This window comes from Wolbachia endosymbiont (group B) of Longitarsus flavicornis (assembly GCF_964028135.1).
In the GTDB taxonomy this organism is placed as follows: Bacteria; Pseudomonadota; Alphaproteobacteria; order Rickettsiales; family Anaplasmataceae; genus Wolbachia.
Genome location: NZ_OZ034758.1, coordinates 1,658,903 through 1,683,173, shown reverse-complemented (window position 1 = coordinate 1,683,173; position 24,271 = coordinate 1,658,903). Strand labels below are relative to the sequence as shown.

21 protein-coding genes and 2 pseudogenes are annotated in these 24,271 nt (G+C 33.8%); 9 read left to right on the top strand and 14 right to left on the bottom strand.

The annotated features are described in order from the left end of the window. The first annotated feature begins 15 nt into the window (after nucleotides 1–15). Together ABWU45_RS08025 and rodA are read left to right on the top strand one after the other, a co-directional pair. A complete protein-coding gene (locus ABWU45_RS08025; protein WP_353278476.1) occupies nucleotides 16–1,464 on the top strand; it encodes a proton-conducting transporter membrane subunit in 1,449 nt (482 codons plus the stop codon). A 45-nt stretch (nucleotides 1,465–1,509) separates the two neighbouring features. Further along, a complete protein-coding gene (gene rodA, locus ABWU45_RS08020; RefSeq protein ID WP_353278474.1) occupies nucleotides 1,510–2,613 on the top strand; it encodes a rod shape-determining protein RodA in 1,104 nt (367 codons plus the stop codon). Nucleotides 2,614–2,661: 48 nt separating this feature from the next. On the opposite strand, the gene ABWU45_RS08015 is transcribed toward rodA, so the two are convergent. From ABWU45_RS08015 to ABWU45_RS07970, 10 genes and pseudogenes are all read right to left on the bottom strand, one after another. Beyond that, the gene (locus ABWU45_RS08015; protein WP_353278472.1) at nucleotides 2,662–3,909 is read right to left on the bottom strand and encodes an IscS subfamily cysteine desulfurase; all 1,248 of its coding nucleotides are present in this window, start codon (nucleotides 3,907–3,909) and stop codon (nucleotides 2,662–2,664) included. A 216-nt stretch (nucleotides 3,910–4,125) separates the two neighbouring features. Continuing rightward, a pseudogene (gene terL / locus ABWU45_RS08010) lies at nucleotides 4,126–4,464 on the bottom strand (phage terminase large subunit); the annotation flags it as partial. A gap of 232 nt (nucleotides 4,465–4,696) precedes the next feature. Beyond that, nucleotides 4,697–5,089, bottom strand: a complete 393-nt coding sequence (locus ABWU45_RS08005; RefSeq protein WP_353278470.1) for a hypothetical protein — start codon at nucleotides 5,087–5,089, stop codon at nucleotides 4,697–4,699. Nucleotides 5,090–5,196: 107 nt separating this feature from the next. Continuing rightward, nucleotides 5,197–5,844, bottom strand: a pseudogene (gene terL / locus ABWU45_RS08000) (phage terminase large subunit); the annotation flags it as partial. A 197-nt stretch (nucleotides 5,845–6,041) separates the two neighbouring features. Next, entirely contained in the window at nucleotides 6,042–7,319 is a 1,278-nt protein-coding gene (locus ABWU45_RS07995) for an IS4 family transposase (RefSeq protein WP_353277994.1), read from the bottom strand. A 49-nt stretch (nucleotides 7,320–7,368) separates the two neighbouring features. Then, on the bottom strand, nucleotides 7,369–7,602 hold the full coding sequence (locus ABWU45_RS07990) for a hypothetical protein (protein ID WP_353278469.1): 234 nt from the start codon (nucleotides 7,600–7,602) through the stop codon (nucleotides 7,369–7,371). 65 nt (nucleotides 7,603–7,667) lie between these two features. After that, the gene (locus ABWU45_RS07985) at nucleotides 7,668–8,894 is read right to left on the bottom strand and encodes a hypothetical protein (RefSeq protein WP_353278467.1); all 1,227 of its coding nucleotides are present in this window, start codon (nucleotides 8,892–8,894) and stop codon (nucleotides 7,668–7,670) included. 663 nt (nucleotides 8,895–9,557) lie between these two features. Then, entirely contained in the window at nucleotides 9,558–11,084 is a 1,527-nt protein-coding gene (locus ABWU45_RS07980; RefSeq protein WP_353278465.1) for an acyl-CoA carboxylase subunit beta, read from the bottom strand. A 124-nt stretch (nucleotides 11,085–11,208) separates the two neighbouring features. Next, nucleotides 11,209–11,517 (bottom strand): hypothetical protein, encoded by a 309-nt coding sequence (locus ABWU45_RS07975; RefSeq protein WP_353278463.1) that lies wholly within the window; start codon nucleotides 11,515–11,517, stop codon nucleotides 11,209–11,211. A gap of 66 nt (nucleotides 11,518–11,583) precedes the next feature. After that, the gene (locus ABWU45_RS07970) at nucleotides 11,584–12,033 is read right to left on the bottom strand and encodes a hypothetical protein (RefSeq protein ID WP_353278461.1); all 450 of its coding nucleotides are present in this window, start codon (nucleotides 12,031–12,033) and stop codon (nucleotides 11,584–11,586) included. A gap of 135 nt (nucleotides 12,034–12,168) precedes the next feature. Between ABWU45_RS07970 and der the strand changes: the two genes are divergently transcribed. From der to lpdA, 4 genes are all read left to right on the top strand, one after another. Beyond that, the gene (gene der / locus ABWU45_RS07965) at nucleotides 12,169–13,494 is read left to right on the top strand and encodes a ribosome biogenesis GTPase Der (protein ID WP_353278459.1); all 1,326 of its coding nucleotides are present in this window, start codon (nucleotides 12,169–12,171) and stop codon (nucleotides 13,492–13,494) included. 132 nt (nucleotides 13,495–13,626) lie between these two features. After that, nucleotides 13,627–14,655: a hypothetical protein gene (locus ABWU45_RS07960; RefSeq protein ID WP_353278458.1), complete on the top strand. Its 1,029-nt coding sequence runs from the start codon at nucleotides 13,627–13,629 to the stop codon at nucleotides 14,653–14,655. A gap of 98 nt (nucleotides 14,656–14,753) precedes the next feature. After that, nucleotides 14,754–15,233 carry a disulfide bond formation protein B gene (locus ABWU45_RS07955; RefSeq protein ID WP_010403761.1) on the top strand — a complete coding sequence of 160 codons (480 nt, stop codon included), beginning with the start codon at nucleotides 14,754–14,756 and terminating at the stop codon, nucleotides 15,231–15,233. A 677-nt stretch (nucleotides 15,234–15,910) separates the two neighbouring features. Further along, nucleotides 15,911–17,296 (top strand): dihydrolipoyl dehydrogenase, encoded by a 1,386-nt coding sequence (gene lpdA, locus ABWU45_RS07950; protein ID WP_139686719.1) that lies wholly within the window; start codon nucleotides 15,911–15,913, stop codon nucleotides 17,294–17,296. A 1-nt stretch (nucleotide 17,297) separates the two neighbouring features. Here lpdA and ABWU45_RS07945 read toward each other — a convergent pair whose 3' ends face one another. After that, on the bottom strand, nucleotides 17,298–17,657 hold the full coding sequence (locus ABWU45_RS07945) for a hypothetical protein (protein ID WP_214303140.1): 360 nt from the start codon (nucleotides 17,655–17,657) through the stop codon (nucleotides 17,298–17,300). Nucleotides 17,658–17,730: 73 nt separating this feature from the next. Between ABWU45_RS07945 and ABWU45_RS07940 the strand changes: the two genes are divergently transcribed. Further along, nucleotides 17,731–18,753, top strand: coding sequence for a UDP-N-acetylglucosamine--N-acetylmuramyl-(pentapeptide) pyrophosphoryl-undecaprenol N-acetylglucosamine transferase (locus tag ABWU45_RS07940; protein ID WP_353278456.1), 1,023 nt, complete (start codon nucleotides 17,731–17,733; stop codon nucleotides 18,751–18,753). Here ABWU45_RS07940 and gshB read toward each other — a convergent pair. Continuing rightward, nucleotides 18,738–19,664: a glutathione synthase gene (gene gshB / locus ABWU45_RS07935; RefSeq protein ID WP_006013315.1), complete on the bottom strand. Its 927-nt coding sequence runs from the start codon at nucleotides 19,662–19,664 to the stop codon at nucleotides 18,738–18,740. The two genes, ABWU45_RS07940 and gshB, sit on opposite strands and share 16 nt — an antisense overlap. A gap of 63 nt (nucleotides 19,665–19,727) precedes the next feature. Here gshB and bcp point away from each other — a divergent pair, with 63 nt between their 5' ends. Both bcp and recF read left to right on the top strand, forming a co-directional pair. Continuing rightward, nucleotides 19,728–20,195 (top strand): thioredoxin-dependent thiol peroxidase, encoded by a 468-nt coding sequence (bcp, locus tag ABWU45_RS07930; protein ID WP_353278454.1) that lies wholly within the window; start codon nucleotides 19,728–19,730, stop codon nucleotides 20,193–20,195. A gap of 8 nt (nucleotides 20,196–20,203) precedes the next feature. After that, nucleotides 20,204–21,283 (top strand): DNA replication/repair protein RecF, encoded by a 1,080-nt coding sequence (recF, locus tag ABWU45_RS07925; RefSeq protein WP_353278452.1) that lies wholly within the window; start codon nucleotides 20,204–20,206, stop codon nucleotides 21,281–21,283. Nucleotides 21,284–21,298: 15 nt separating this feature from the next. Here recF and ABWU45_RS07920 read toward each other — a convergent pair whose 3' ends face one another. Both ABWU45_RS07920 and ABWU45_RS07915 read right to left on the bottom strand, forming a co-directional pair. Continuing rightward, the gene (locus ABWU45_RS07920) at nucleotides 21,299–22,459 is read right to left on the bottom strand and encodes an aspartate kinase (RefSeq protein ID WP_353278451.1); all 1,161 of its coding nucleotides are present in this window, start codon (nucleotides 22,457–22,459) and stop codon (nucleotides 21,299–21,301) included. A gap of 89 nt (nucleotides 22,460–22,548) precedes the next feature. Further along, nucleotides 22,549–24,267, bottom strand: coding sequence for a monovalent cation:proton antiporter-2 (CPA2) family protein (locus tag ABWU45_RS07915; RefSeq protein WP_353278450.1), 1,719 nt, complete (start codon nucleotides 24,265–24,267; stop codon nucleotides 22,549–22,551). Nucleotides 24,268–24,271 lie beyond the last annotated feature (4 nt).

Below are 24,271 nucleotides of genomic sequence, written 5' to 3'. Positions count from 1 at the left end.
ATTAACAACAGTTTAATGCAATTACCAATTCTACAAGTTATTATACCAATAATTGCATCGATGTTCTGCTTTCTTACCAGGAAACATAGGGTGTCCTGGTTTATCTCTTTTTTTACAACGGCAGCTACTTTCTTTATTTCATTAATGTTGCTAGTGAAAACATACAATGGTGAAATTATAACTTATTATCTTGGAGATTGGGCTCCTCCATACGGAATAGAGTTGAGAATCGACATATTGAACTCCTTGATTCTAACTTTGGTGAATTTTATAGCGCTGATTAGTGTGCTTTATAGCTTTCATATTAATGAAAAAGAGATTAGCAAAAACAAAATCATTGGTTTTTATTCTCTATTTTTACTGTGCTTGAGTGGATTACTCGGAATTTTAGTAACAAACGATATATTCAACCTTTATGTCTTTTTAGAAATTTCATCTCTTTCTTCTTATGTTTTAGTTTCAATGGGAAGGGATAAGAAAGCTTTAGTTGCAGCATTTGAATACCTCATTAGTGGTACTGTAGGAGCAACATTTTACTTGTTTGGCATCGGCCTTTTATACTCTATGACCGGAACGCTCAACATGTCTGACATGGCTGAAAGAATAGTACCATTATACGATAATAACATCATAAGACTAGGTAAATTATTTATTTTTGTTGGTCTCTCAATCAAAATGGCACTGTTTCCACTCAGTAAATGGCTAGTTAATGCGTATAGTGAAGCACCAAGCTTCATTAGCGTATTCTTTTCAGGTACAGTAACCAAAGTGATGATATATGTTTTTATCAGAATCTTTTACAATGTTTTTCAGCAAAATTTTTTCTTACCACTGCATAATGTGATAATTATCCTCGCACTTTGCGCTATTGTATTTGGATCAATATCTGCAATAATCGAAAAAGATATAAAAAGACTGTTTGCTCACTCCAGTATCAGTCAGATTGGCTATATACTTTTAATGCTGGGTTTAAATTCAAAATCAGGTTTGTTTTCAGCAGTTCTTCACATAGTAAATCATAGCATGATAAAAACGTCTTTATTCATGGTTGCAGGGTGTATTTCTTATAAATTTGGTATGACAAAGATAGAAAATTTGTCAGGACTAAAAAAGTCAATGCCCTATACAACACTCGCATTTACTCTATTTAGTTTAGCATTAATCGGTGTACCCTTGACAAATGGCTTTGTAAGTAAGTGGTATATGATGCAAGCAATTCTTGAATCTCGTGCATGGATTTCCCTTACAGTTTTTGCTGCTGGCTCTTTTCTTGCACTAATATATATGTGGAGAATGGTAGAGAAAATATATTTTGAAAATAGTGCAGCATCAAACGCTGGAATGACACTTAATGAGGTACCATTGCTTATGCTCTTTTGTCTATTATTTATGGCAATTTTAACGGTAATAACTGGGATATATAGTAGTCCAATTCGGTTGGTAATTAATAAATTTGCTTTTTGATTTTCTTATGTTTTATTGTATCTCAAAGTCTGTAAAGTTTTCGCTGTGGATAAGCTGAAGAAGATTCACTTATTATTAGTCATTAACGTAATAGCTCTGTTTTGCGTTGGCATTGTTGTGCAATATTCTTCTGCTGGAGGAAAATGGGCTCCATTTGCAATTCACCAATTGGTCATATTCTCTTTCTTCCTTTTGCTTGCTATAGCTATGTCATTTATAGAGCTAGATTTTTATTTGAAGCACGCTTATTTTTTTTACATAGCAGCAGTAATTGCGCTGTTAGCAGTAAATTTTTTTGGCTCGCACATAATGGGTGCAACAAGATGGATAAAAATTGGGTCAATTAGTTTGCAACCATCAGAATTTGCAAAAGTGGGCTTAATACTTGCACTTGCTTGTTATTTTAATAAACGAAGTGTGTATAAAATGATGGAATTTCAAAGCTTATTTAAGCCACTTATAATTATTTTCTTACCTGTATTCCTGGTGTTGAAGCAACCTAATTTAGGCACAGCTGTGATAATGTTGTTTATAGGAGCATCAATTATATTCACAGCAATAATGGAAAGATCTCATTTAATAATTTTTGGAACGCTTGGCATTTTTGCAATACCAGCTATTTGGCCTTTTTTGCGCCCTTATCACAAGCAAAGGATATTATCATTTTTGGATTCATCAGTAGATCCACTTGGAATAGGTTATAATGCACAGCAATCTCAAATAGCTATTGGTTCAGGAGGTTTGTTTGGTAAGGGGTTTGTTAATGGGAGTCAAACTCAACTTGGATTTTTGCCAGAGAAACGCACAGATTTTGCTTTTGCGGTACTTAGTGAGGAATGGGGGTTCCTAGGCAGCATGGCTTTGGTTTTACTCTATACCACATTGCTTGCTATAATATTCTCCATTGCTTACAGGTCAAAAAATTACTTTTCTAAGTTAATATCTATCGGGGTTTTCGCCTTTTTTGGTGCTCATTTCTTTATAAACATTGGAATGACAATAGGCCTATTACCTATAATAGGTGACCCACTTCCATTTCTATCCTATGGCGGAAGCACAACTGCTGCGAGCTTAATATGTATAGGATTGCTACTTAGTTCCGTGACATCTACAAAGGACTTAAAGCTAAGTTTCCGATTTCACCCATAGAAAGAGCTTAGACAACCATCACTCTGCTAATGGTTAACGTCTTATTCTTCAATGAGAGTCCCATTTTACGGTGCTTAAATCTATTCCCTCTTGTACCATTTCCAAAAGTGGGCTCATCTCTCTTAGCCGTCCAACATTTTTAGTAACAAGATCTGCTGCGTATAGAACTTCATCTTTAGTTGTAAATCGGCCAAGGCCAAATCTAATTGATGAATGCTCAAGATCGTGGCCATTGTTTAGTGATCTTATGACATAAGAAGGTTCAAGAGATGCGGATGTGCATGCAGAACCAGAGCTTACTGCTAAATCCTTGATTGCCATGATAAGAGACTCACCCTCAACATAAGGAAAACTTAAGTTAAGGTTACCTGGAATCCTATTTTCGTAGTCACCATTTAAAACAACATCAGGAAATGCCTCTTTTATTTTGTTGTACAAAATATCTCTCAACTCTTCTAATTTGCTTGCTTCTATTTCCATTTCTTCTTTAGCGATACGTGCCGCTTCACCAAAACCAACTGCAAGGGGAGTAGGAACTGTTCCAGAGCGCATGCCTCTCTCCTGTCCACCACCACTAATTAGTGGCGTCAACCTAACACGAGGATTTTTTCTACGGACATATAATGCACCTATTCCCATAGGTCCATAAATTTTATGGCTAGAAAGGCTCATAAGATCAATGTTCATTTCATTTACGTCTATTGGAACTTTTCCAAAGCTTTGGGCAGCGTCTGTATGAAAAAATATATTATGCTTTCTACACATTGCACCAATTTCTTTGACAGGTTGCATTACTCCGATTTCATTATTTGCCATCATCACTGAAATCAGAATTGTTTTATCAGTGATTGCCTTCTCAAGTTTCAACAAATCTATAATTCCGTTTTGCTTAACGGACAAATATGTAACTTTAAAGCCTTCATTTTCCAGATGTCGACAAGAATCTAAAACGCACTTATGCTCCGTGCAGACAGTTATTATATGATTTCCCTTATTCTTATAAAAGTGAGCAACACCTTTGATAGCCATGTTATTTGATTCGGTTGCACCCGAGGTAAAGACGATTTCTTTGCTGTCTGCATTCACTAAATCAGCAATGTGCTTCCTTGCTTTTTCTACTGCTTCCTCAGCTGTCCAACCAAATGAATGGCTACGAGAGTGTGCATTACTAAACTCACCAAAATAAGGTATCATCACCTCCAAAACACGAGGATCTACTTTAGTAGTAGATTGATAATCGAGAAATATTGGTAATTTTATTTTAGTATCATGTATTTTCTTACTTTCAACATTCATAAAGCTACCAAAGAGACAAAATTTACAACTATTTAATAGCACTAAAGCTTAATTTTTTCAAGATATAATCTTGCCTAAACGAAAGTTGTCAGCGCTCTCTCCTACGTTATTCCAGTGTCCCTGTAATGTCATTTCCTATGATCAGTGTTTATGCAGCTAGGTCAAATATGCGCTAGGCAACCCTACTAGCGCCAGCAGTTTCTTGCTGTCCATTTGTTAAGACTGGTTTATCAACTTGAGTATCAGGCTTGGACAATGCATATGAAGGTATTGCGCAGCGCTATCTACTTGATCGTCTTGGCGGGTTCTTGGGAACATTAAAATTTCATACTCAAAATCGCTGAGCCATATTGCTTGATGCGGCAGAAAAACCTTGCCAGATTCTATTATCGGAACAATCTGGTGGAATCGAGCGAGTTTACCGTTATGCGGCACTATTCCGATAATAGATATTGCCTTGAGCTCTTGAATCAATTGTTGACCGCTTGTTTTTGCTTCGATTAAAATTGCGTGTGGCTTCCACCTTGCAGCTAGTGATAGAACTTGTTCTTTTAGAGTCGCTCTACTAAAAAAGACATATATTAATTATGTTTAGACAAACTAGTGCGAAAGATAAGCTAAATTTTTTAATATACAAAATACCTTAAATGAAAAAACATAACGAATTATATTGAGACGTAATCCAATTTTAAATCACTTAAGAAAGAACTCCTACATTACGCTAGATAAAGTAGGAGAAATATATCTGATTATGTATACATTAATAAAAAACTTGCGAGTAAAATTTTTACAAAAGTGCTAGTACAGTACCGCCAATTGCTAAATCAGAAACACTTGGTAAATACTCATCATATTCCCTGCTTTGTGTTTCTTCTTTATCAGAAGCTAGCAATTCTAAACTGGATATATTTTCTAATTTTTCATTAAGTTCGATTATTTCCTTGTCTAAAGGTATTACTCTGTCCTGAATATCTATAACATCAAAAGCAATGTCTGCATCAATTTTTGCTCTTTCATTTAATTTATGAAATAATTGTTTGAACTCAGATGCTTCTTGATTAAAGGATTTTATTTCTTCACTTAGCATATCTATTGTATTTTTAAAACCTATAACTACATCTTGTTCAAAATAGTCCATTTTTTCTGTAAGCTCTCTTATTTGATTAGTTATGATCAACACCTATTGTTAAAAAAACACTATAATAGGGATAAGTTAAGAATATAATAATAGTGTTTCTAATTGCTTTGTTTTTGTATTAAAAAGATAATTTCCAGTATCAGCTATTTTCACAATGTCCGTATAGCTGCAACTCGCGAGCTACTGTCTTTCATCCACTGCAGATATTGCACGGTGCTGTCGACTTGATCGTCGTGGCGGGTTTCTGGAAACATTAAAATTTCATACTCAAAATCGCTGAGCCATACTGCTTGGTGTGGCAGAAAAACCTTGCCAGATTCTATTATTGGAACAACCTGGTGGAATCGGGCAAGTTTACTACTATGTGGCACTATTTCGATAACAGATAGGTCACTATTTGCCTTTAGCTCTTGAATCAATTGCTGACCACTCGTTTTTGCTTCGATTAAAATTGCGTGCGGCTTCCATCTTGCAGCTAGTGACAGAACTTGTTCTTTAAGTTTTGGATACTCAAGCTTTGCACGGCACACATCGAGTAAATAAAACTTATTATCTACCTTTGTCCAGGTGGTGCAGACACTAAAGCCGCTAGAATCGTTTGTTGAAACTGCAGTATCCCAGCTCTGAGTTATATGCGAGAGATTGTCAGGAAAATTTCTATAGCGTTTCAACCATTCTTGCTTAATTATACCACTTGAAAGCGGCAGAGGATTTTGTTGATATTGAGCAGCAAAAGCGTAACTCCCAAGTTCAGCCTTTATCATTTCAATTTCTCCTCCATCTAGGGGATATAGCAGCCACTGCCATTAAGTTAAGGGAAAGAGAAGTTAAGATTGGACAAAAAATTTGAAGTGATTGATAATTATGGTAAATACTAGGGTGAATTTTTAAGAAAAGGGAGTCTGAAAAGTGCAAGTTATTTAAAAAAGTAATAATTGCAGGTTATTTTGCAAAGAATGTACTAATGCAATGATACTGAAAAGATATCTTGAATTTAAAACACATGTTTTCTAGCTCTTTTCTGGTAGTTGAGTGAACGAATATCAGATATCTTATGACGATCAACTCTTCTCCCTTTTCTCACCACTAAAGTGTTCATCAAAAATAACTGTGATAGTCGATCCATAATGCAGTCTATGTCTGACTCTGTAGAAAAAATATCAAAGGCTAAGTTTTTAATCGCATTAAATGAGACAGATTTATTGATGCTTTTTTTTAGTTTACTATTCTGTGAGCTCAATGTCTCTTCATCATCTTCTATCATGATACTTTCTAGATTACTGATGAAGATAGTTGACCAAAAATCCTGCTTGATAGTTTCAATACTTTTTCCTGTGAAATTCTCTAAATTTAATCTTCCCTTCAGCCTAGAAAAAAATGTTTCTACTCCCCAGCGCAAGTAATATAATCTCTCAAACTCTTCAACTGTAAAACGTTTCTCATCTAACAGAGATGTTACTAACACTTCAACTTCGCCAGAAGAAAGTATTATTTTGACTAACCTGAATTTCATCTCATCAGGTAATCCTAGCTTTCGTAGCTGTCTTGCTACTTTAATAGGTGCGGTAGACACTACCACCGTACTAGATGGGCTTTCCGGCTTAAACATAGCGTTTATTTCATTGAAAGACGAACTTGAACAGCGAATTATATAATTGATTTTCCTTCCTGTAAGCTCAGCAAGAAATCGATAAGATACGTATCCTCTATCACAGATTAACAAATCGTCTGATTTTATGGATTCAAGCATACCGATTGCTAAATCAACCTCATAGCTGTCACCTCTACTTAGCACAGATTTTATTGCAATATTATTTAGCACATCGTAACAAACTTCAAAGGTTGCACTTGTATAGTCTTCAAATCTCTGGATTCCATTCCATACTGCTCTTGAGCTAAACTCACCTATTATTTTGTCGCTCTTTGGCAGAATCAGTATTGAAGCATCAAATGCAAGTACTCTGAAGCCATGGTGGGTTTTAAATTCCTGATCTTGGTAGTATAGGGAAACTATATCATCATTTAACTCTGAAAACGCAGTATGTTTTAGCTTCTTTCTTGCTTGAGTAAATGCACTTGCCGTAATTGTATAATCTTTTCTTGTATGCAGAACAAACTCATTAAGCATCACTTGTAATGACTTTACACTCTTTCTAAAAATCAGGAGAAATACATTAACGAAGGGCAGCTTTCTTTTTCGTGAGAAGTCTTTTGAGGATGCTCTGTGTGCGTTTATAAAGTTTAAACTCATCAATTTATTTTTTATAAACATGATTATTCTTTTTTTTACTCATGTCATTACTTCTTTTAATTTGTGAATCTTACCTGATTTTATAATACAGTTCATCACTTTTCCTTAACTTAATGGCAGTGATATTACCATGCCCTCCACCATCTCTATCAAACTGACAATGGCTACTGTGATTATTTCTACCATGAAAATTATCTGAAAGCTTCTCTATTCTTTTAAGTATAATACTACTGCTAACTTGACCGATATTAGCGCTAAGAAGCTCTAATAATAAATTCACTTGTTTTTCTTTATTGTTTACCATAATTATTTTGCTTTAAAATAGCAAAGTCTAGGTTTACTATAGCTTTCGTCAAGCATTTATCTGAGCTATTTATATATTGGAGTGCTACTCGTTATTTTGTTGGCTTTCAAATGTATAACTTTCGGTATCTTGTTTTCAAGGACTTTTAACTTAATATTACCACTATTAAAGTCAATACTATAACACTTTAGTTCTTGACCATTCTTGAGTCCCATATTATGGCAATCACTACCTAATTTAACCCCACGTATTTTTTGTAGCTCTAGACTTCTGGTTAAGTTAAAGCATATATCACTATACTTATCAGTATCTTGGAAAGTTAAATTTTTATTGAGTAATCTACTAGGTAACAAACTGAGAAGTATGCTAGAATCTCTTATAGAGGCTATGATGTCTTTTATAAAAGACTCTGGTAAGTAATGTTTTAAATGACTTGCAAATAAGTCAACATTAAAATTAACTTGCTTTGAAGTCGCTTCATTTATTATTCTATTTATAATATTTAATAAGTTATATTCTCCATTACTAATCTCATTTAATTTCTCATCAATTATCATTGCAAGAATAAAACCTTTGTTATAGCTCAACATGCTTATGTTTTGATCAAGTAAATGTTTTTTGCCTACCTTTTCAAAATTAATATCAAGTACTAAGGAGTTAAAATATTCTTTTAAAATAGCATTAATTATTTCTAAATATTCATCTTTATTAATAAGTTTCGTGTCAAGTAAGGTTTTCACTCCATAAAATTCCGTAAATCCTTCAAAAAACCACTTATATTTTATTTCATTTTTCTTATCGTTGTCTTGCTCTATTATATGTCCTATATATCTGTGAATTAATTCATGTGATATCACTCTAGTATAATCTTTGATATTTTTTTTTAAGCTTCCCTCAATAATTACATAGTCCTTTCCTGCAGCACCTGTAGTTCTACTAAGATTGGGATTATCAACAAGTACTATATTATACGGCTTACTTTCTAGTATGAATAAGTTATCTTGAGCTAAGATAATTTTATTAATAATATTTACAAGACTGATACTATTATGAGCATTGGTATAAAGCTTATTTCTTTTATCAAGATCAAAACTTCTAAAATTGTCAGTTCTAATAATTTTTTCTATATTATCAAAAGGTTTTCTAAAAGGTAAAAAATCAGGTAAGTTTTTTAAATGTGATGAAGAGTTATCTAAAGCAATAGCAGAGTGCGTATACTGAATGTATATAAGGAAAAAACAAATAATATAATTTAATAGACTGTGTACGTTTTTAAGCTTAATGTTTGCCATAAATAAAACAGGACATTGAAGAAGTGTAAGTAATTACGATTAAGCAAATATAATTTATTGCTAAGTAGGTGATAAGGATAATTTTAATTATCTCTTTAAAACTTTACTCTTCCCATATTATTGAACACCTTATAATAAAGACTGAGAAGAAAGTTATAAAGGATTCCATATTCTTATCATCATAGCGCTGTTACTATAGTAATAACACTAAGAATAACTATAAGTTTCTTTGAATGATAGTTGAATTTTGATTGAAATTTTGAGGCTATAAAAACCGCAGGTACCAGTTGGTTTTTATTAGCTAAAGTAAAGGTCAAGTATCTGGAATTCTGAACATAAAATCCCCCTATGAAAAAAAGATTAGAAAAAAATGCAGTGCACATACGACAGAAATTAAGTATGTGTGTATGCACCCACATACGCTGAAGAGGATACGCTACATTTTTTTATGAGTTTAATAAAAAAAGTCTGCAGACAAAGATAAATTTTTGAGCTCTAAAAGTATCTCTAATTGTAGTTATAATCAGATTTAAAATGTGCGGAAGTAATTTTTAGCTAAAGTAAGAATATATTGTAGAAAAAAGAATCCAAAAGTTAGCGTTATTGGTAATCCAACTTGGTGTAACGGCACTGTAGACCTTACAATAAAGACTGAGAGGAAAGTTACAAAGGAAGATTATCATGCTTCTTCCATATTCTTTCTACTTTCTTGTTTTTAAGTAGCTCTAATGCTTTGTGAAAGTGATGCCTTGTTTTACTTGGCACTATAATGTCATCAATGTATCCATGTGATGCAGCAAAAAATGGATTAGCAAATTTCTCTTTATATTCTTTGATTAACGTTTGCTGGTCTTTTTCATGCCTAAATATAATTTCAACTGCACTTTCAGGGCCCATTACAGCTATTTCAGCAGTTGGCCAAGCATAATTTATATCACCTTTTAAATGCTTTGAGTTCATAACAATATATGCACCACCATACGCTTTTCTAGTGATAAGGCTAATTTTCGGCACGGTCGCTTCAGCGTAAGCGTAAAGCAGTTTCGCTCCGTGTTGTATTATATTATTGTATTCTTGATTTGTACCTGGCAGGAAACCTGGAACATCAATAAGTGTGATGATGGGAATGTTAAATGCGTCACAAAACCTTACAAACCTTGCAGCTTTTCTTGAAGAGTCAATATCTAAGCATCCTGCAAGGTGCATAGGTTGATTTGCAACAATACCGACAGTATTTCCTCCAATTCTACCAAAACCAATTATGATATTACGAGCAAAATCAGGTTTTAGTTCAAAAAATTTCCTTTCATCACACACCTTTTCAATGAGTTCATACATATCATAAGGAGTATTAGGATTATTAGGAACTAGAGTGTTCAAAGATTCATCAACATCATCAATTAAGTCGCAGATTGGTACAGGTTTTGGCAACTCTTGATTGTTTGCTGGCAAAAAGGTGAAGAATTTTCGCATTTCTAGTAGCATTTCAACTTCATTATTGAATGCAAAATCTGCTACTCCTGTTTTGCTCGTATGAATTTTTGCTCCACCGAGATCTTCGTGGCTTACGTTCTCGTATGTAACTTTTTTCACTACATCTGGTCCGGTTATAAACATGTATGAGCTATTTTTTACCATGAAAATAAAATCGGTTAGCGCTGGAGAGTAAACTGCACCGCCAGCACATGGGCCCATGATTAGAGAGATTTGTGGTATAACGCCTGATGCATTTACATTCCTTTGAAAAATTTCTCCGTAACCAGCAAGGGAATTTACTCCTTCTTGGATTCTGGCTCCACCAGAATCGTTTAGTCCGATAATTGGAATTCTGGCATTAATTGCCATATCCATAATTTTGCATATTTTTTTTGCATGTGATGCACCAAGTGATCCACCAAAGACAGTGAAATCCTGAGAATAAACAAAAACTTTTCTGCCATAAATAGTACCATGGCCAATTACAACTCCATCACCTAAAAAATCAGCATTTTGCATGCCAAAATCAGTTGCGTGATGCTTCACAAACTTATCATACTCTTGAAATGAATTTTCATCGAGCAATATACTCAGCCTTTCTCTAGCGGTTAGCTTTCCTTTTTCATGTTGTTTGTTAACTCTATCAGGACCTCCTCCTTTTTCGGCTTCTAATATTTTGATCTTTAGAGTTTCTAGTATTTCAGAGTCTTGCATGTAGTAAAATAACTTTCAAATTGGTTGTAAACTTTATTGAGCTTACAAATCCTATTGATTATACACATACACCGTTACTGCATGCAACGGTGTATGTGTACGATAATTAATGCGCTAGCAATTTCTATTTAATATTTTGAGAATGCTGAGACTCACTAACATTCTGTGCACTTGCACTTGTTACACCTGTTGATGGATTAATTGTTATAACTTCTCTTTCAATTCCTTGTAAGTTTGAAGCCAATGAGACCAATTTTGCTAGAGTCATGTCATTATATTTATCCATCTTCTTATTCTCATAATAGCCAATTTTTATTTTTACAGCTTTGTTTTCCTCGAAGTCCTCAGGACTTATATTATCACTTAAATCAGTACAAAATACGTTACCATTTTCACTAATATTTAAAGCAATACTGCAATCTCTATCACCCACTTTCCAGTTAAATTTAATTATACAAGACTCATTTAGTATTTGATAAAGCCTTACACCATCATCACTTTATGAAACACGCACCAACCTTTTATCTTCTGGAGATACCAATGTAAAAGCTCCAATTTTTGGATTACTATCCTTTAAGGCTTTACCAGGAAATGAGTTATCAAATTTTAACTCACCTCTGCCTTCTTTTAACGATACCCACGCAGTAAATGATTTATCTTCTTTTCCTCTCAACCTCACATCTACAGAATCATTACCTGTATATTCAGCAATTCCTTTTCGAATTACACTCAGAAATTTCTTAGTTTCTTCATCATTGTCACTCAAAAAAAGCTCCTTATTTTCATGTGACCGGGATGGATCATTGAGATTCTCCAATGCTTTAGCTAAAGTTATATAGTTACATATACGTGTCCTGTTGTTATAAGGTGTCCCTAATTTATAAATTTTAGGAGTTAATTGAGCAACTTGATCGAAATTCATTATTAAAGTTTCATTTGCATTATGCATAGCGCCTCCAATTTTACATAATAAACTTAAGATAAAATATCCTAATTTTAGGATAGGTATATAATCTATCAAGTCAATAGTTAAACTAAAAAATTTTGATTATAATTTACTATGTATAAAATACGCTCTTAAACTATGCTGAAAATAGTAATAATAGGCCTTCCAAATGCAGGCAAGTCAACTCTATTTAATAGGCTAGTAAGAAGAAAAGCAGCGGTAGTTAGTGACATTCCAGGAGTAACGAGAGATAGGCGTGAAGGAATTGGAAGAATTAGTGATTTAGAGTTTAAAGTTATAGATACAGGAGGATGGAATGACCAAACCAGTTTTTCACTACAAGTTATTGAACAAATAGAGTTTTCTTTATTAAGCGCAGATGTAATTTTTTTTCTTGTTGATGCAAAAGTGCAAAACGAGCAGAACAAAGAGTTTGCAAAGTGGCTGAAGAGAAAAACGAACAAACCTGTAATACTAATAGCAAACAAATGCGAAAGTCATAAATCGGAAAATGTTGATTATTTGCAGTTCTTCAACTTCATAGGTCCGGTGTATATCTCAGCCGAACATAATCTTGGTATGATTGATCTTTATGATGTATTAGCTGGTGTTATTGAAGATTTTAACAAAAAAACTGAGCTGCCTGAAAGTGAGTCCATTAGACTGAGGATTGCAATCATCGGTCGCCCAAACGTTGGAAAATCAACTTTTTTAAACAATTTACTTGCAGAAAATAGACTAATAGTAAGCTCAAAACCTGGTACCACGCGTGACTCTGTGGATATTTCATACGACCATAATGGGAAATTAATCACTCTCATCGATACTGCGGGAATCCGCAGAAAGGCAAATGTTGTTGATAACTTAGAATCAAGATTTGTTGAAAAAAGTATAGAGTCAATAAAGCGCTCTCATGTAGTGATTTTAATGCTAGATTCCTTGCTTGGCGTTGAGCAGCAGGATTTATCAATTGCTGAAGCTGCAATTAAAGGGGGGAAGGGAATTATCATTGTTTTAAATAAGTGGGATTTAATAGGTAAGGATGACAGAAGTAAGTTAATAAAATTTGTCAAACAACAGGAAGTGACTCGGTTATTTTTGGAAGTGCCAACTGTAACAATTTCTGCATTGAAAGGTATGCGCTGTGGTGATGTGATAGATAAGTGTCTTGAAGTGAGTGAATCCTTAAACAAGAAGATCAGCACTGCAAAACTGAATAATTGGCTAATAGATGCTGTGGAAAAACATTCTCACCCACTTATAAAAGGTAGAGCAATTAAAATGAAGTATATTGCTCAAATTGGCACCAAACCTCCAGCTTTTTCTTTGGTATGCAACGTCCCGGAAAGTGTTGATGAGAGTTATAAACGTTATTTGACTAATGGTCTTAGAAAAAACTTCTTTGTTGAAGGCGTACCAGTCAGATTACTTTTGAAAAAGAACAAAAATCCCTATGTAAAGTAGGTAATCTTGTTTTATTAATAATATAGTTTTTTATCTTATTAATATTGTTAACAAATAAACAATATTACTTAGATAAGTAGTTGATAAGTTAATATTATATAGTAAAATATTAACTTATTTAGTGCTTTTGCTATGAATTATAAAGGACAAGATTTAAGGCCTGGATCTCCACATACTTTCACGGTTGATACACCTTTAGTATTTCAGTGGCTTCCAAGGCGATATGGATATCCGATCCCAGAAAAATATTTGGAGAGATTGAGCGAATGGGCAAAAAGAGAAGATACGCGTGTAGTGAAGTTAGTAATAAATGGATCTGGTTTTACTCCTACGCAACGTAAAGAGTTGGAGAATAAAATATCAAACAGAGAGTTTAACCCAAACAAAAACATAGAGCTTATAGACTTTAATGAGCTGGATTTAGGAGAGTATGAATTTAGCTTTCACTTACAAACAGATAAGAAAACAGAACTATCTAAATGTCCTTTATACACTGTATCTCAATATTTCAAAGATCTATACTCTATTACAGAAAGTAAAAGATTATCTTTTGGTGTTGAGATAGACAGTATGCGTATATTTATGTTGTTGGTATTGAAATCTCCTATGATCTATTTTGATTTTGATATCTCACCTAAAGAAGACAAGAAAGTTGGTAAGATTCATGCTAGGCAGGGCTTTTTGGTTGCTGAAAATGACAAGACAGGTCACGACTATGACGGTATAACAAATATTGAGAATGCTATAGTTGCTGTAAGTGATGCTGGTAAAGTAAAGGTTACGGAATTTTATAATGAGATAAAGCATAGATTTCAAAAGTATTATCCTACTCTCCGATCATCACCGCATCACATTTATACACTAATGGAAAATATTGTATATAACAGTCCTATTAATGAGGTTCTTCCTACTTCTGATTATACAAGTCTTAGCGAACATCTTAATAGATTACAAGAAGAGAAAAGATTGCTTATAAAAGAAACATTTGGGTTTAAAACCAATGGAGGAGAAGTTGATATTCAATATGACAATAGCTGGACGAAAAACAAGGATGAATTGTATACTAAAGAAGAGATTGCAAGAATAGATAGTGATACTAGGGTTGTAACTAGTATGCAAACTAAATCAGTATCTAGCTGTGAATACATGCATAGAGGCTAGATAAAAAAGTTATAGAGTGATATGTGTCGCTTTATAATTATATAGAACATTATTAAACAAAAGTTGACTTTTTCGGTTGTTGTGGTAATTCGTTAATTATGTCAGATATAAATAACAGTTCTACAATCTTTTTGCTGTCAAGTGCCGCTGCTCTGATTTTTGCATATGTGCTAGAGTATTTCTTCAATATGCTACCATGCAAGTTATGCATATACGAGCGAGTAGTTTACTATGTTACAGGGCTACTTGCAGTTGCGTACATGTTCAAAGACAACAAAATCCTAATCTATGCAATGTTTTGCAGCTATCTCATTGGTGCAATAATATCTTTTTATCATGTAGGTCTTGAACTCCACTTATTTCATGATGTTTTAGGCTGTACAGAGCAAGCAAGTGGTAACGTTAGCATAGAAGAGCTAAGAAATAATCTATTAAACCCTAACTACTCTCCGTCTTGTGACAGACCTCATTATATTTTTGGTGTTTCGTTAGCAACATGGAATCTTATTTATCTTATAGTAGCTCTATTCTTATCAGGTAAAATGTATTGTGGAGAAAGAAATAAGGTACAACAGTAACTGGTATAGACGCTGTACTTGTTCGTTACTTGGTGCTGTCCGTAATTTAAAAATTTGGCAAGTCACACCCACTGATTCTTGCACAGCTGTACGAACATTATGGTTCAGCATGCCAGTGCCCTCTTTCTTGTCATCCGAGTAGCTGAAACTGGAAGTGCAGCTATCATCCAAATAACCTTTCATTGTTATGAAAGCAGCCTATTTCTTGTCATCCCAGTGCCCAGATACTGGGATTCAGTTTGTCCATAGTCTCACCAAAAACGTTGTATTTTAGCATAATTTTGTGCTCAATATGCTTATTTGTAGTAAAGATTTCAGCATCAAGTGCTGGCCTGAAGCTTTAGCTATAAATATTAATAAATTTACTAAGTAAAAAAAGGCAAAAGAATCCCTATATAGCGAGTTTTAATAATGTAAATTGATAATGTGCTAACAAGCGTGTTTTGGCTGAAGTAGAAAAAATTTAAAAAACATGTAGCCGCTATAATTTTTATGTAATCTGCCAATAAATATCTGAGTTTTGTTGTTAAACCCGCGGAGATTAAAAATAAGGATAAATACTCTTATTGATATAAGAAGAAAAGTGGGAAGGTTTGTCAAGCCGCTTCTATGCACCTGAGCATTGATCATACGGGTTCCATCTGTTATATATAGTCTTTTGCATACGAAGAAAACTGATGAATGAGTATGATATTACAGTTATAGGCAGCGGTCCTGGTGGTTATATAGCAGCAATTAGAGCGGCGCAGCTTGGACTTAAAACTGCAATTGTTGAAAAGGAGGAAAATTTGGGTGGTATATGCTTAAATTGGGGATGTATACCAACAAAATCGCTACTTAGAGCGTCTGAAGTTTATAGATTAATAAGAAGATCAGAAGAATTTGGCATAAAAGTAAAGGATACAAGTTTTGATATACAATCAATAGTGAAATATTCAAGGAACGTTGTTGATAAGCTATCAAGTGGTGTTGAGTATTTGATGAAAAAAAATAACATCAAAGTTCATCAAGGCTTTGGTAAACTTGCAGGTAACTATGTTGTAAAAATTCTTAATGATAAGAAGGAGGAGGAAATTTCTTCTAAGCATATCATTTTAGCAACAGGTGTAAGGGCAAGAAATCTTCCTGGAATCGAAGTAGATGGAGATTTAATATGGAATGCGCAGCACGCTATGACTCCAAAGAAGTTACCAAAATCTCTACTAATCATAGGTTCTGGTGCGATAGGAATAGAGTTTGCAAGTTTTTATAGTACTTTGGGAGTTGATGTAACAATTATAGAAGTAAAAGACACTATTTTGCCGCTAGAAGATAAAGATATTTCAAATTTAGCACAAGAAATATTCACAAAACAAAGGATAAAAATATATACAAACAGTAGCGTAAAAGCTTTGACTAAAAATAAAGACTTTGCTCAAGTGTTACTAAGTAGTGGTGAGAGCAAAGAATTTGATAGGGTGATTGTTGCAGTTGGCGTGCAAGCAAACACTGAAAATATAGGTTTAGAAAATACAAAAATTAAGTTGAGTCCTTCTGGTTTCATTGAAACGAATGAGTGGTATGAAACAAGTGAATCAAGTGTGTATGCAATAGGTGATGTAGCTGGTCCCCCATGTTTAGCGCATAAAGCAAGTCATGAAGCTGTAATCTGTGTTGAGAAAATTGCCGGTAAAAATGCTCATAAGTTAAAAAAAGAGTGCATACCAAATTGCACTTACTCTCATCCGCAAGTAGCAAGCGTTGGCCTTACTGAGGAACAGGCAATAAAAAGTGGATACGATATAAAAGTAGGAAAATTTCACTCCAACTTTAATGGTAAATCTATTGCACTAAGTGAAACTGAAGGTTTAGTGAAAACAATTATAGACAAAAAAACAGGCGAACTTCTTGGAGCTCACATGATAGGAGCGGAAGTAACAGAGTTAATTAGCAATTTCGCTCTTGCAAAGCAACTAGAGGGAACAGACTGCGACATAAAATCTACGATTTTTCCTCATCCAACTATTTCGGAAATTATACACGAATCAGTACTTGCTGCAGATGATGAATCGTTAAATAGTTAAGCTAACGATCCATTGTTTTAGAGCTACAATTATCCTGATTAGGCGATTCAATTCTAATAGATTGATTACCAATATCAGATTTTTCTAACTTTTCTTTTAACCCTTCAGCTGCTTCTTTCACTTCAAGCTTTTTTTCCTGATTAAGATCCTCTGGGCTTTTTCTTTTACTGTCTAAACCTTGTTGTCTATCAATATTTTTATTGAGTTGTTCTTGCTGAGGTAGATCAACAACTGAGTTAAAAAGAGCTTTTATTATGTTTTTTAATAAACCTCCGCTTCTGCTTTGCTCTTGAGGCTTATTTTTTACGTTAGATTCTTTTTTACTGTCACTACTTTTAGGCATTTTTAACTCAACTATCATAAAGCTTGATAAAATTTTACATGCAAAGTATTAAAAAATAATTAACAATCTATTATCAAATTACTACTTACAGATGACTATTATTCTAGCAACAGGCGGTACAGGTGGGCATGTTTTTCCAGCTATAACCTTAGCAAAAGCACTAAAGGTACAAGGGCACAATTGTATATTATTCACTGATCAAAAAACCATCAATATAGAAAGTTATATTTTACCATTGTGCAAGCCAAGTGGCAACAAATTGAAGTTTCTCTTTTTGTTAATGTATAGTTGTGTATTAGCACTGTATCAAACAAGAAAATTAAAACCAAAGCTAATCATTGGTTTTGGTAGCTACGCCTCTTTTCCAACTCTTTTTGCAGCAAAGATTTTTTCTATACCTATAATTTTACATGAACAAAATATAGTTTTAGGGAGAGTAAATAGATTCTTTTTCAAGAGTGCAAAATTAATTGCAACTAGCTTTCCAGAGACTAAGTATGCAGAAGGTAGTAAATGCGTTTTTACAGGAAATTTTGTCGATATAGAAGCACAAGGCTATTCTAGAGCTGAAACAGTTTTAAACGTGTTAATAATAGCAGGCAGTCAGGGTGCAAATTTTTTTGATGATGTAGTGAGCAGCGTAATTTGTGATCTACCTGTTGAAGTAAAAGAGAGGATTAGAGTAACGCAGCAATGTACGAAGAAAAATATAAACAAGGTCAAGAGTCTATACAAAAATGAAGGAATTGATTGTGAGTTAAGTGAGTTTTTCGATGATATAGAAAATAAACTGGCCAATGCTCATTTGGTAATTAGCAGAGCGGGGGCAACTTCAATAGCAGAGATTACTCTTGCTGAGCGTCCTGCTGTATATATTCCTTATCCTCACTCAAAAGATAACCATCAATTTTATAATGCAAAACATATTGAAGATTCGGGAGCAGCTGTAATAGTTGAGCAAAATAGTAACGCGAAAAAGAATCTAGGAGAGTTGCTAGTTGATTTATTGCAAAATTGTCAAAAATTGCGTGATATGGCTAATAATACTAAGAAAACAAGAATAAGGAATGGAGTTACTGAATTTATTAAGGCAATAGCTCAAGAACTTAGTTGACGAATTGCTTTTTCTTCAAATGCATTCCATAGTTCTTTTTCTAGTGATTTACTATACAACTTATTGATATAAACTACTCCCGTAGGTGAGGTAGTATTAATTTCGAGCAGGAAGTCATCTATAATATCAATACCAACAAATATTAGCCCTCTTTTCTTTAGCTCAGGACCAATTTTATTACATATTTCAGTGTCTCTATCATTCATTTCAATAGATTCAAAACTTGCTCCAAGCCGCATATTTGTTCTGATTTCTCCGCTAGACTTTGGAACTCGCTTCATTACTCCTATTGGCTTTCCATCCAGTAGCAGTATTCTTTTATCTGTATTTATCTTTTTACAAAATGCTTGTGCAATTACAGGACATTCATATTTTGCAATCATGAGATCGACTACCACTTGAATGCTATTTTGGTCTTGTATTCTTATTACGTCATTTCCTCCATAGCTATATAGTGGTTTCAAGATGATATCCTGATAGTCGTGACAAAAATTTCTAATCATCGATATATTTTCAGTGATCAAAGTTGGAGGAATTAGCTCTGGAAATAGTGAAGTAATTAATTTTTCAGGACAGTTTCTTATTTCTGTTGGATTATTTATTACTAACGCAGTAGTCTTTTCTAAGATATAGGTTGTTGTAATGTACCGCATATCAAATGGTGGATTCTGTCTGATAAATATGATATCCATTTCATTTAGGTTGATTACTACATCCTCTTTTGAAATGAAGCTACAATCATCAACGCTGACTTTCTGAGCAAGGGCAATTGGCTGATTTAACTTGAGTGCTAAATTATTAGGTACATAAACAAAAATTTCGTACCTTCTTCTTTGCGCTTCTTTTATTAATGAAAATGTAGTATCAGCTTCAAAATTTATACTTTCATCCATCTGAAAAGCTACTTTCATTTATCCTCCCTTCCTATTACAATATAATATAGTACCATAAAAGTGTTAATAATGGAGCAAAGTATGGAATTAACAATAGGAAATAATGCACCTGATTTTAGCTTGCCAACAGATTCTGGTGAGATTTTATCACTGAGTGAATTTTTTGATAAAAAAAATGTAGTTCTTTATTTTTATCCTAAAGACGATACTCCGGGCTGTACAATGGAGGCAAAAGGCTTTAGAGACAAAATAGAAAATTTCTCTTCTCTTGACACAGTGATAATTGGTGTATCAAAAGATAGCGTTAAGTGCCACGCTAACTTCAAAGCAAAATATTCTCTGCCATTTTCTTTGATTTCTGATGAAAATGCTGAAATGTTGGGAAAATATGGTGTTTGGGTAAAGAAGAGCATGTTTTTTAAGAAGTATATGGGAATAGAGCGGACTACTTTTTTAATAGATAAAAAAGGTAAAGTAGTGAAGATCTGGAAAAATGTAAAAGTTATTGGACATGTTGATGAGGTTCTGGAAGAAGTAAGGAGAATATAAATTAAAGAATGACTACCCATTGCTATATAAAAAAACTGAAATTATATAACTTTCGTAGTCATTCAAACTTTGAACTGGATTTAGATGATAGACCAGTTGTAGTAACTGGCAAAAATGGTATTGGAAAAACTAATATACTTGAAGCAATCTCATTGCTTGCTAAAAGCAACGGAATGAAAAAAGCAAAAATCAATGAGATGCAAAATAGGCGCAGTAATGAAAGTTGGGTAGTGTATTATGATTTTTTCAATGGAGCAGAGCTTAACTCAATTGGTATAGGAAAGAATCTTAATAAGAAATTAATACAAATTGATGGGAAAACGCAGTCAAGCTACTCATCTTTGTATAGAATATCTAATGTAATATGGCTAATTCCACAAATGGACTATATTCTTCTTAATTCTCCAAGCGACAGGTTAAAATTTTTAGACCGTATAGTTTCACTATTTGAAGAAAATTACACCTATTGCTACATGAAATATAGAAAAGCTAAGCATGAGCGAAGTAAATTGCTTAGAGAGAATATTTTGGACGAAAGCTGGCTCTCTAGTCTTGAAAACGTCATGGCTACCAATGCAATTGATATTTTACGTATGCGATCATCTGTTTTAAAGATATTACAAGACACAATTGATAACCATTCCTGTAAGCTTTTTCCGAAGGCAAGTTTGAAATTCAGCAGCCAGCTAACTTTGGACGATACTACAGAATATTTTCAGAATCGTCTAAAGGAAAACAGAGAAAAAGACTCATTAACTGGTAGAGTAACCTTTTCTGTACATAATGATAATTTTTGGGTTTTTTGCCAAAAAGGGGACATGCCAATAAATCTTTGTTCTACTGGAGAGCAAAAGCTATTACTGCTTTCTATCATCTTATCTAGTGTAAAAGCAAGGTGTATTCATTACAATAAAGCACCTCTTCTTCTGCTTGACGATATAATGTCGCATCTGGATAAAGATTACAGAAAGGTGTTAATGGAGGAGGTGTTAAGCATTCAATGTCAAACTTGGATAACCGATGTAAATCAAGATAATTTCAATAACTATCTTTGCTCTTTCAAGTTTTTTGAATTATCAAGTAAATAAATTTCAAGCGTGCTGTCATACATCAAGCTCATATTCGGTATGTAAATCTCTAATTAAAGCCTCAGCGTGTTTTTTTTGAACAACTATACTGATCTTGATTTCGGACATTGTAACAGCAAGTATTTCTATCTTTTTTTCGCTTAAAACCTTGAGTGTGCGGTACATCACTTCAGTGTTAGACATAACACCAATACCAATTATTGAAATTTTAGCTATATTATTGTTTACGACATAATTTTCATCTTTGTTCAATAACTTTGTCATTAAATCAACATCAAATTTGGAAATCAAAAAGCTTGACCCATGTATCATGTCAATTTTAACGTTTGCTCCTGCTATATCTCTTAAAGTATCCAGAGTATTTGCAAAGTTAGTAAAAGTTACAAGAGCTTCGTGAGTGCTATAAGTTATTCCAGTAATTAAGTATCTTTCCAGTACATCTTTTTCGTGTAGTACTGTAGTGCCTTCTACTTCCTCAAAAGTGGATAACACTTGCACCTTAATATTATGCTTCATTGCAAGTTGTACTGAACGATTATGCAATATTTTAGCACCAGATGACGACATCTCCAATATTTCATTGTAAGAGATAGATTTAAGCTTGCGTGCCCTTGGAACAATTTTTGGGTCTGCTGTATATATTCCGTCAATATCAGTAAAAATTTCACAAGTCCTAATACCAAAGACTACAGCAAAGGCAATTGCTGAGATGTCAGATCCTCCTCTACCAAAAGTAGTGATTCTATCATCGTGTATACCCTGAAAACCAGCAATGATTGCAGCAGTATAACCCTCAGCAAAAGATCTTTTTACATGGTCAATTTTTATCTTTTTTATTTTAGACTCAGAATAAAAATTATCCGTTAGAATTGGTAACTGCCAGGCGAGCCATGATTTAGCATTAACTCCAACAGACAGAAGAGTGATAGCTAATAACCCGCAAGAGATTTGTTCTCCTGCTGAAAGCAGGACATCATACTCTGATAACTCTTGTCTACAATTTAAATTTGAAATTTGCCTGGCTTGAAAAGCCATTTGGTCAGTGAATCCTGCAGCAGCAGATACAACAGCAATTACATTATAACCTTTTTCAATATCGTTTTTTATTAGATTTGCAACTCGATTTAAGTCAGTTAGCGAAGTACCACCAAATTTTTTTATTATTATTTTGTTCATAGTTACAATAAGGTCAATTTCACCTTTCTAGAGAGTATAGTTGCTTAATTAAATGTGTTTTTCTGGTCACTAATTAAAGTGATAGAGGATTATTCATCTTTATCACTACCAAGGTCTTTTAACATACTGTAGTTGCCTTTTCTAAATTTACCTTTTAAAGATGTAACTCCGCTTTCGCTAATACCACTTAAACTTAATGCTGCTCCACCTAGCTGCAATCCAATTTCAGACGTTTCGGGAATAATTTTACTAGCCCCTAGATCTTTATAAACCTCCACATTATTCAAATCTGGTAAACGTATTATAATATTTACATGCGGGAAGTTTGTTGCAACTAGAGAAACTATTTTCTTTATAGTGACTTCGTTCTTTATTGAAACCACAAGAGCTTGAGCTCTTTCTATTCCTACTGATTTTAAAATTTCATATCTTGTAGCATCTCCAAGATATATAGGGAAACTGTCATTTTTTCCTTCTTTTACTATTTTTGATTGAATATCTACAACAACATAACTTAAATGCTCCGCAGTAAGCATTTTCGTTACCATATATCCCACTCTACCAAACCCGGCAACTATTACGTGGTTATAAAGATCTTGTGTGTCTGTTTCGATTGCTTCATCGTCTAGTATTATTTTTTCAGTGCTAAATGAATTTGCTATCCAGTCTCCAATTCCCGATAAAAGAGGAGTAAAAGCCATAGTTACTGTAGTTACCATCATAAGCACTTGAGCGATTTCACTTGATAGTACATCTAATTCATCTGCTAAACGGAATAAAATAAATGCAAATTCACCGCCTTGTGCAAGCAGTAATCCAGCTTGTATTGCAGGTGCACTTCTAAATCCAAAAAATCTACACAATGTATATATAATGGACGTCTTTAAAACGATAAGGATAATTGATAATAAAGTAACGAGTGGTAACTTATTGAGTAAAAGGTCAATATCAATAGACATGCCAACAGTCATAAAGAATAAACCAAGAAATAAGTCTTTAAATGGCAATACTGCATGTTCTACCGAATTCCTGTGTTCTGTTTCTGCAACTAGTAACCCAGCAACAAATGCGCCTAATGCCATTGATAAATGAAATTGTTCAGTAATAAATGCTGATCCTAATATTATCAGAAGTGTTGTTGATATAAAGATTTCATTACTCTCCATTTTGGCAATAACCGAAAACAATGGCCTCAGTAATAACCTACCAGTTACAAATATCAACACCAATGCAATAGCTGCTTGCACTAATGAGCCTGCCAACGAGCTTATTAAGCTGTGTTCAGAATTGCCAGTAAGCAGGGGCACTAGTACTATTAGAGGTACCACTGCAAAGTCCTGCATTAGTAGCACTGCTATTGACAATCTGCCAACTTGGCTTGCTTGAGAACCCTTTTCTTGCAGAACCTGCAACACTATTGCTGTTGAAGATAGTGCAAGCCCACCACCAATAACTGCTGCCATGTTTATGCTCACTCCAAAGGCGAGAGCAATGCACCATATTGCTATCATAGTAACTATAACTTGAAGAGAACCAAACCCAAATACATGCCTACGCATAGCGATAAGGCGTTCAAATGTCAATTCAAGACCTATAATGAACAATAGGAAAACTACGCCAAACTCTGCAAAGTTATCCATTACTTCAACTGAATGTATCAGATTAAATCCATGAGAACCAATCAATGCACCTGCAACAAAGTAACCAAGTACTGGGCTAATATTCATTTTCCAAAACGCTATGACTATAAACACAGCAGCAGAGAGTAAAATTATAATATCAAACAAATGCTGAGAGCCGCTGTGCATAATA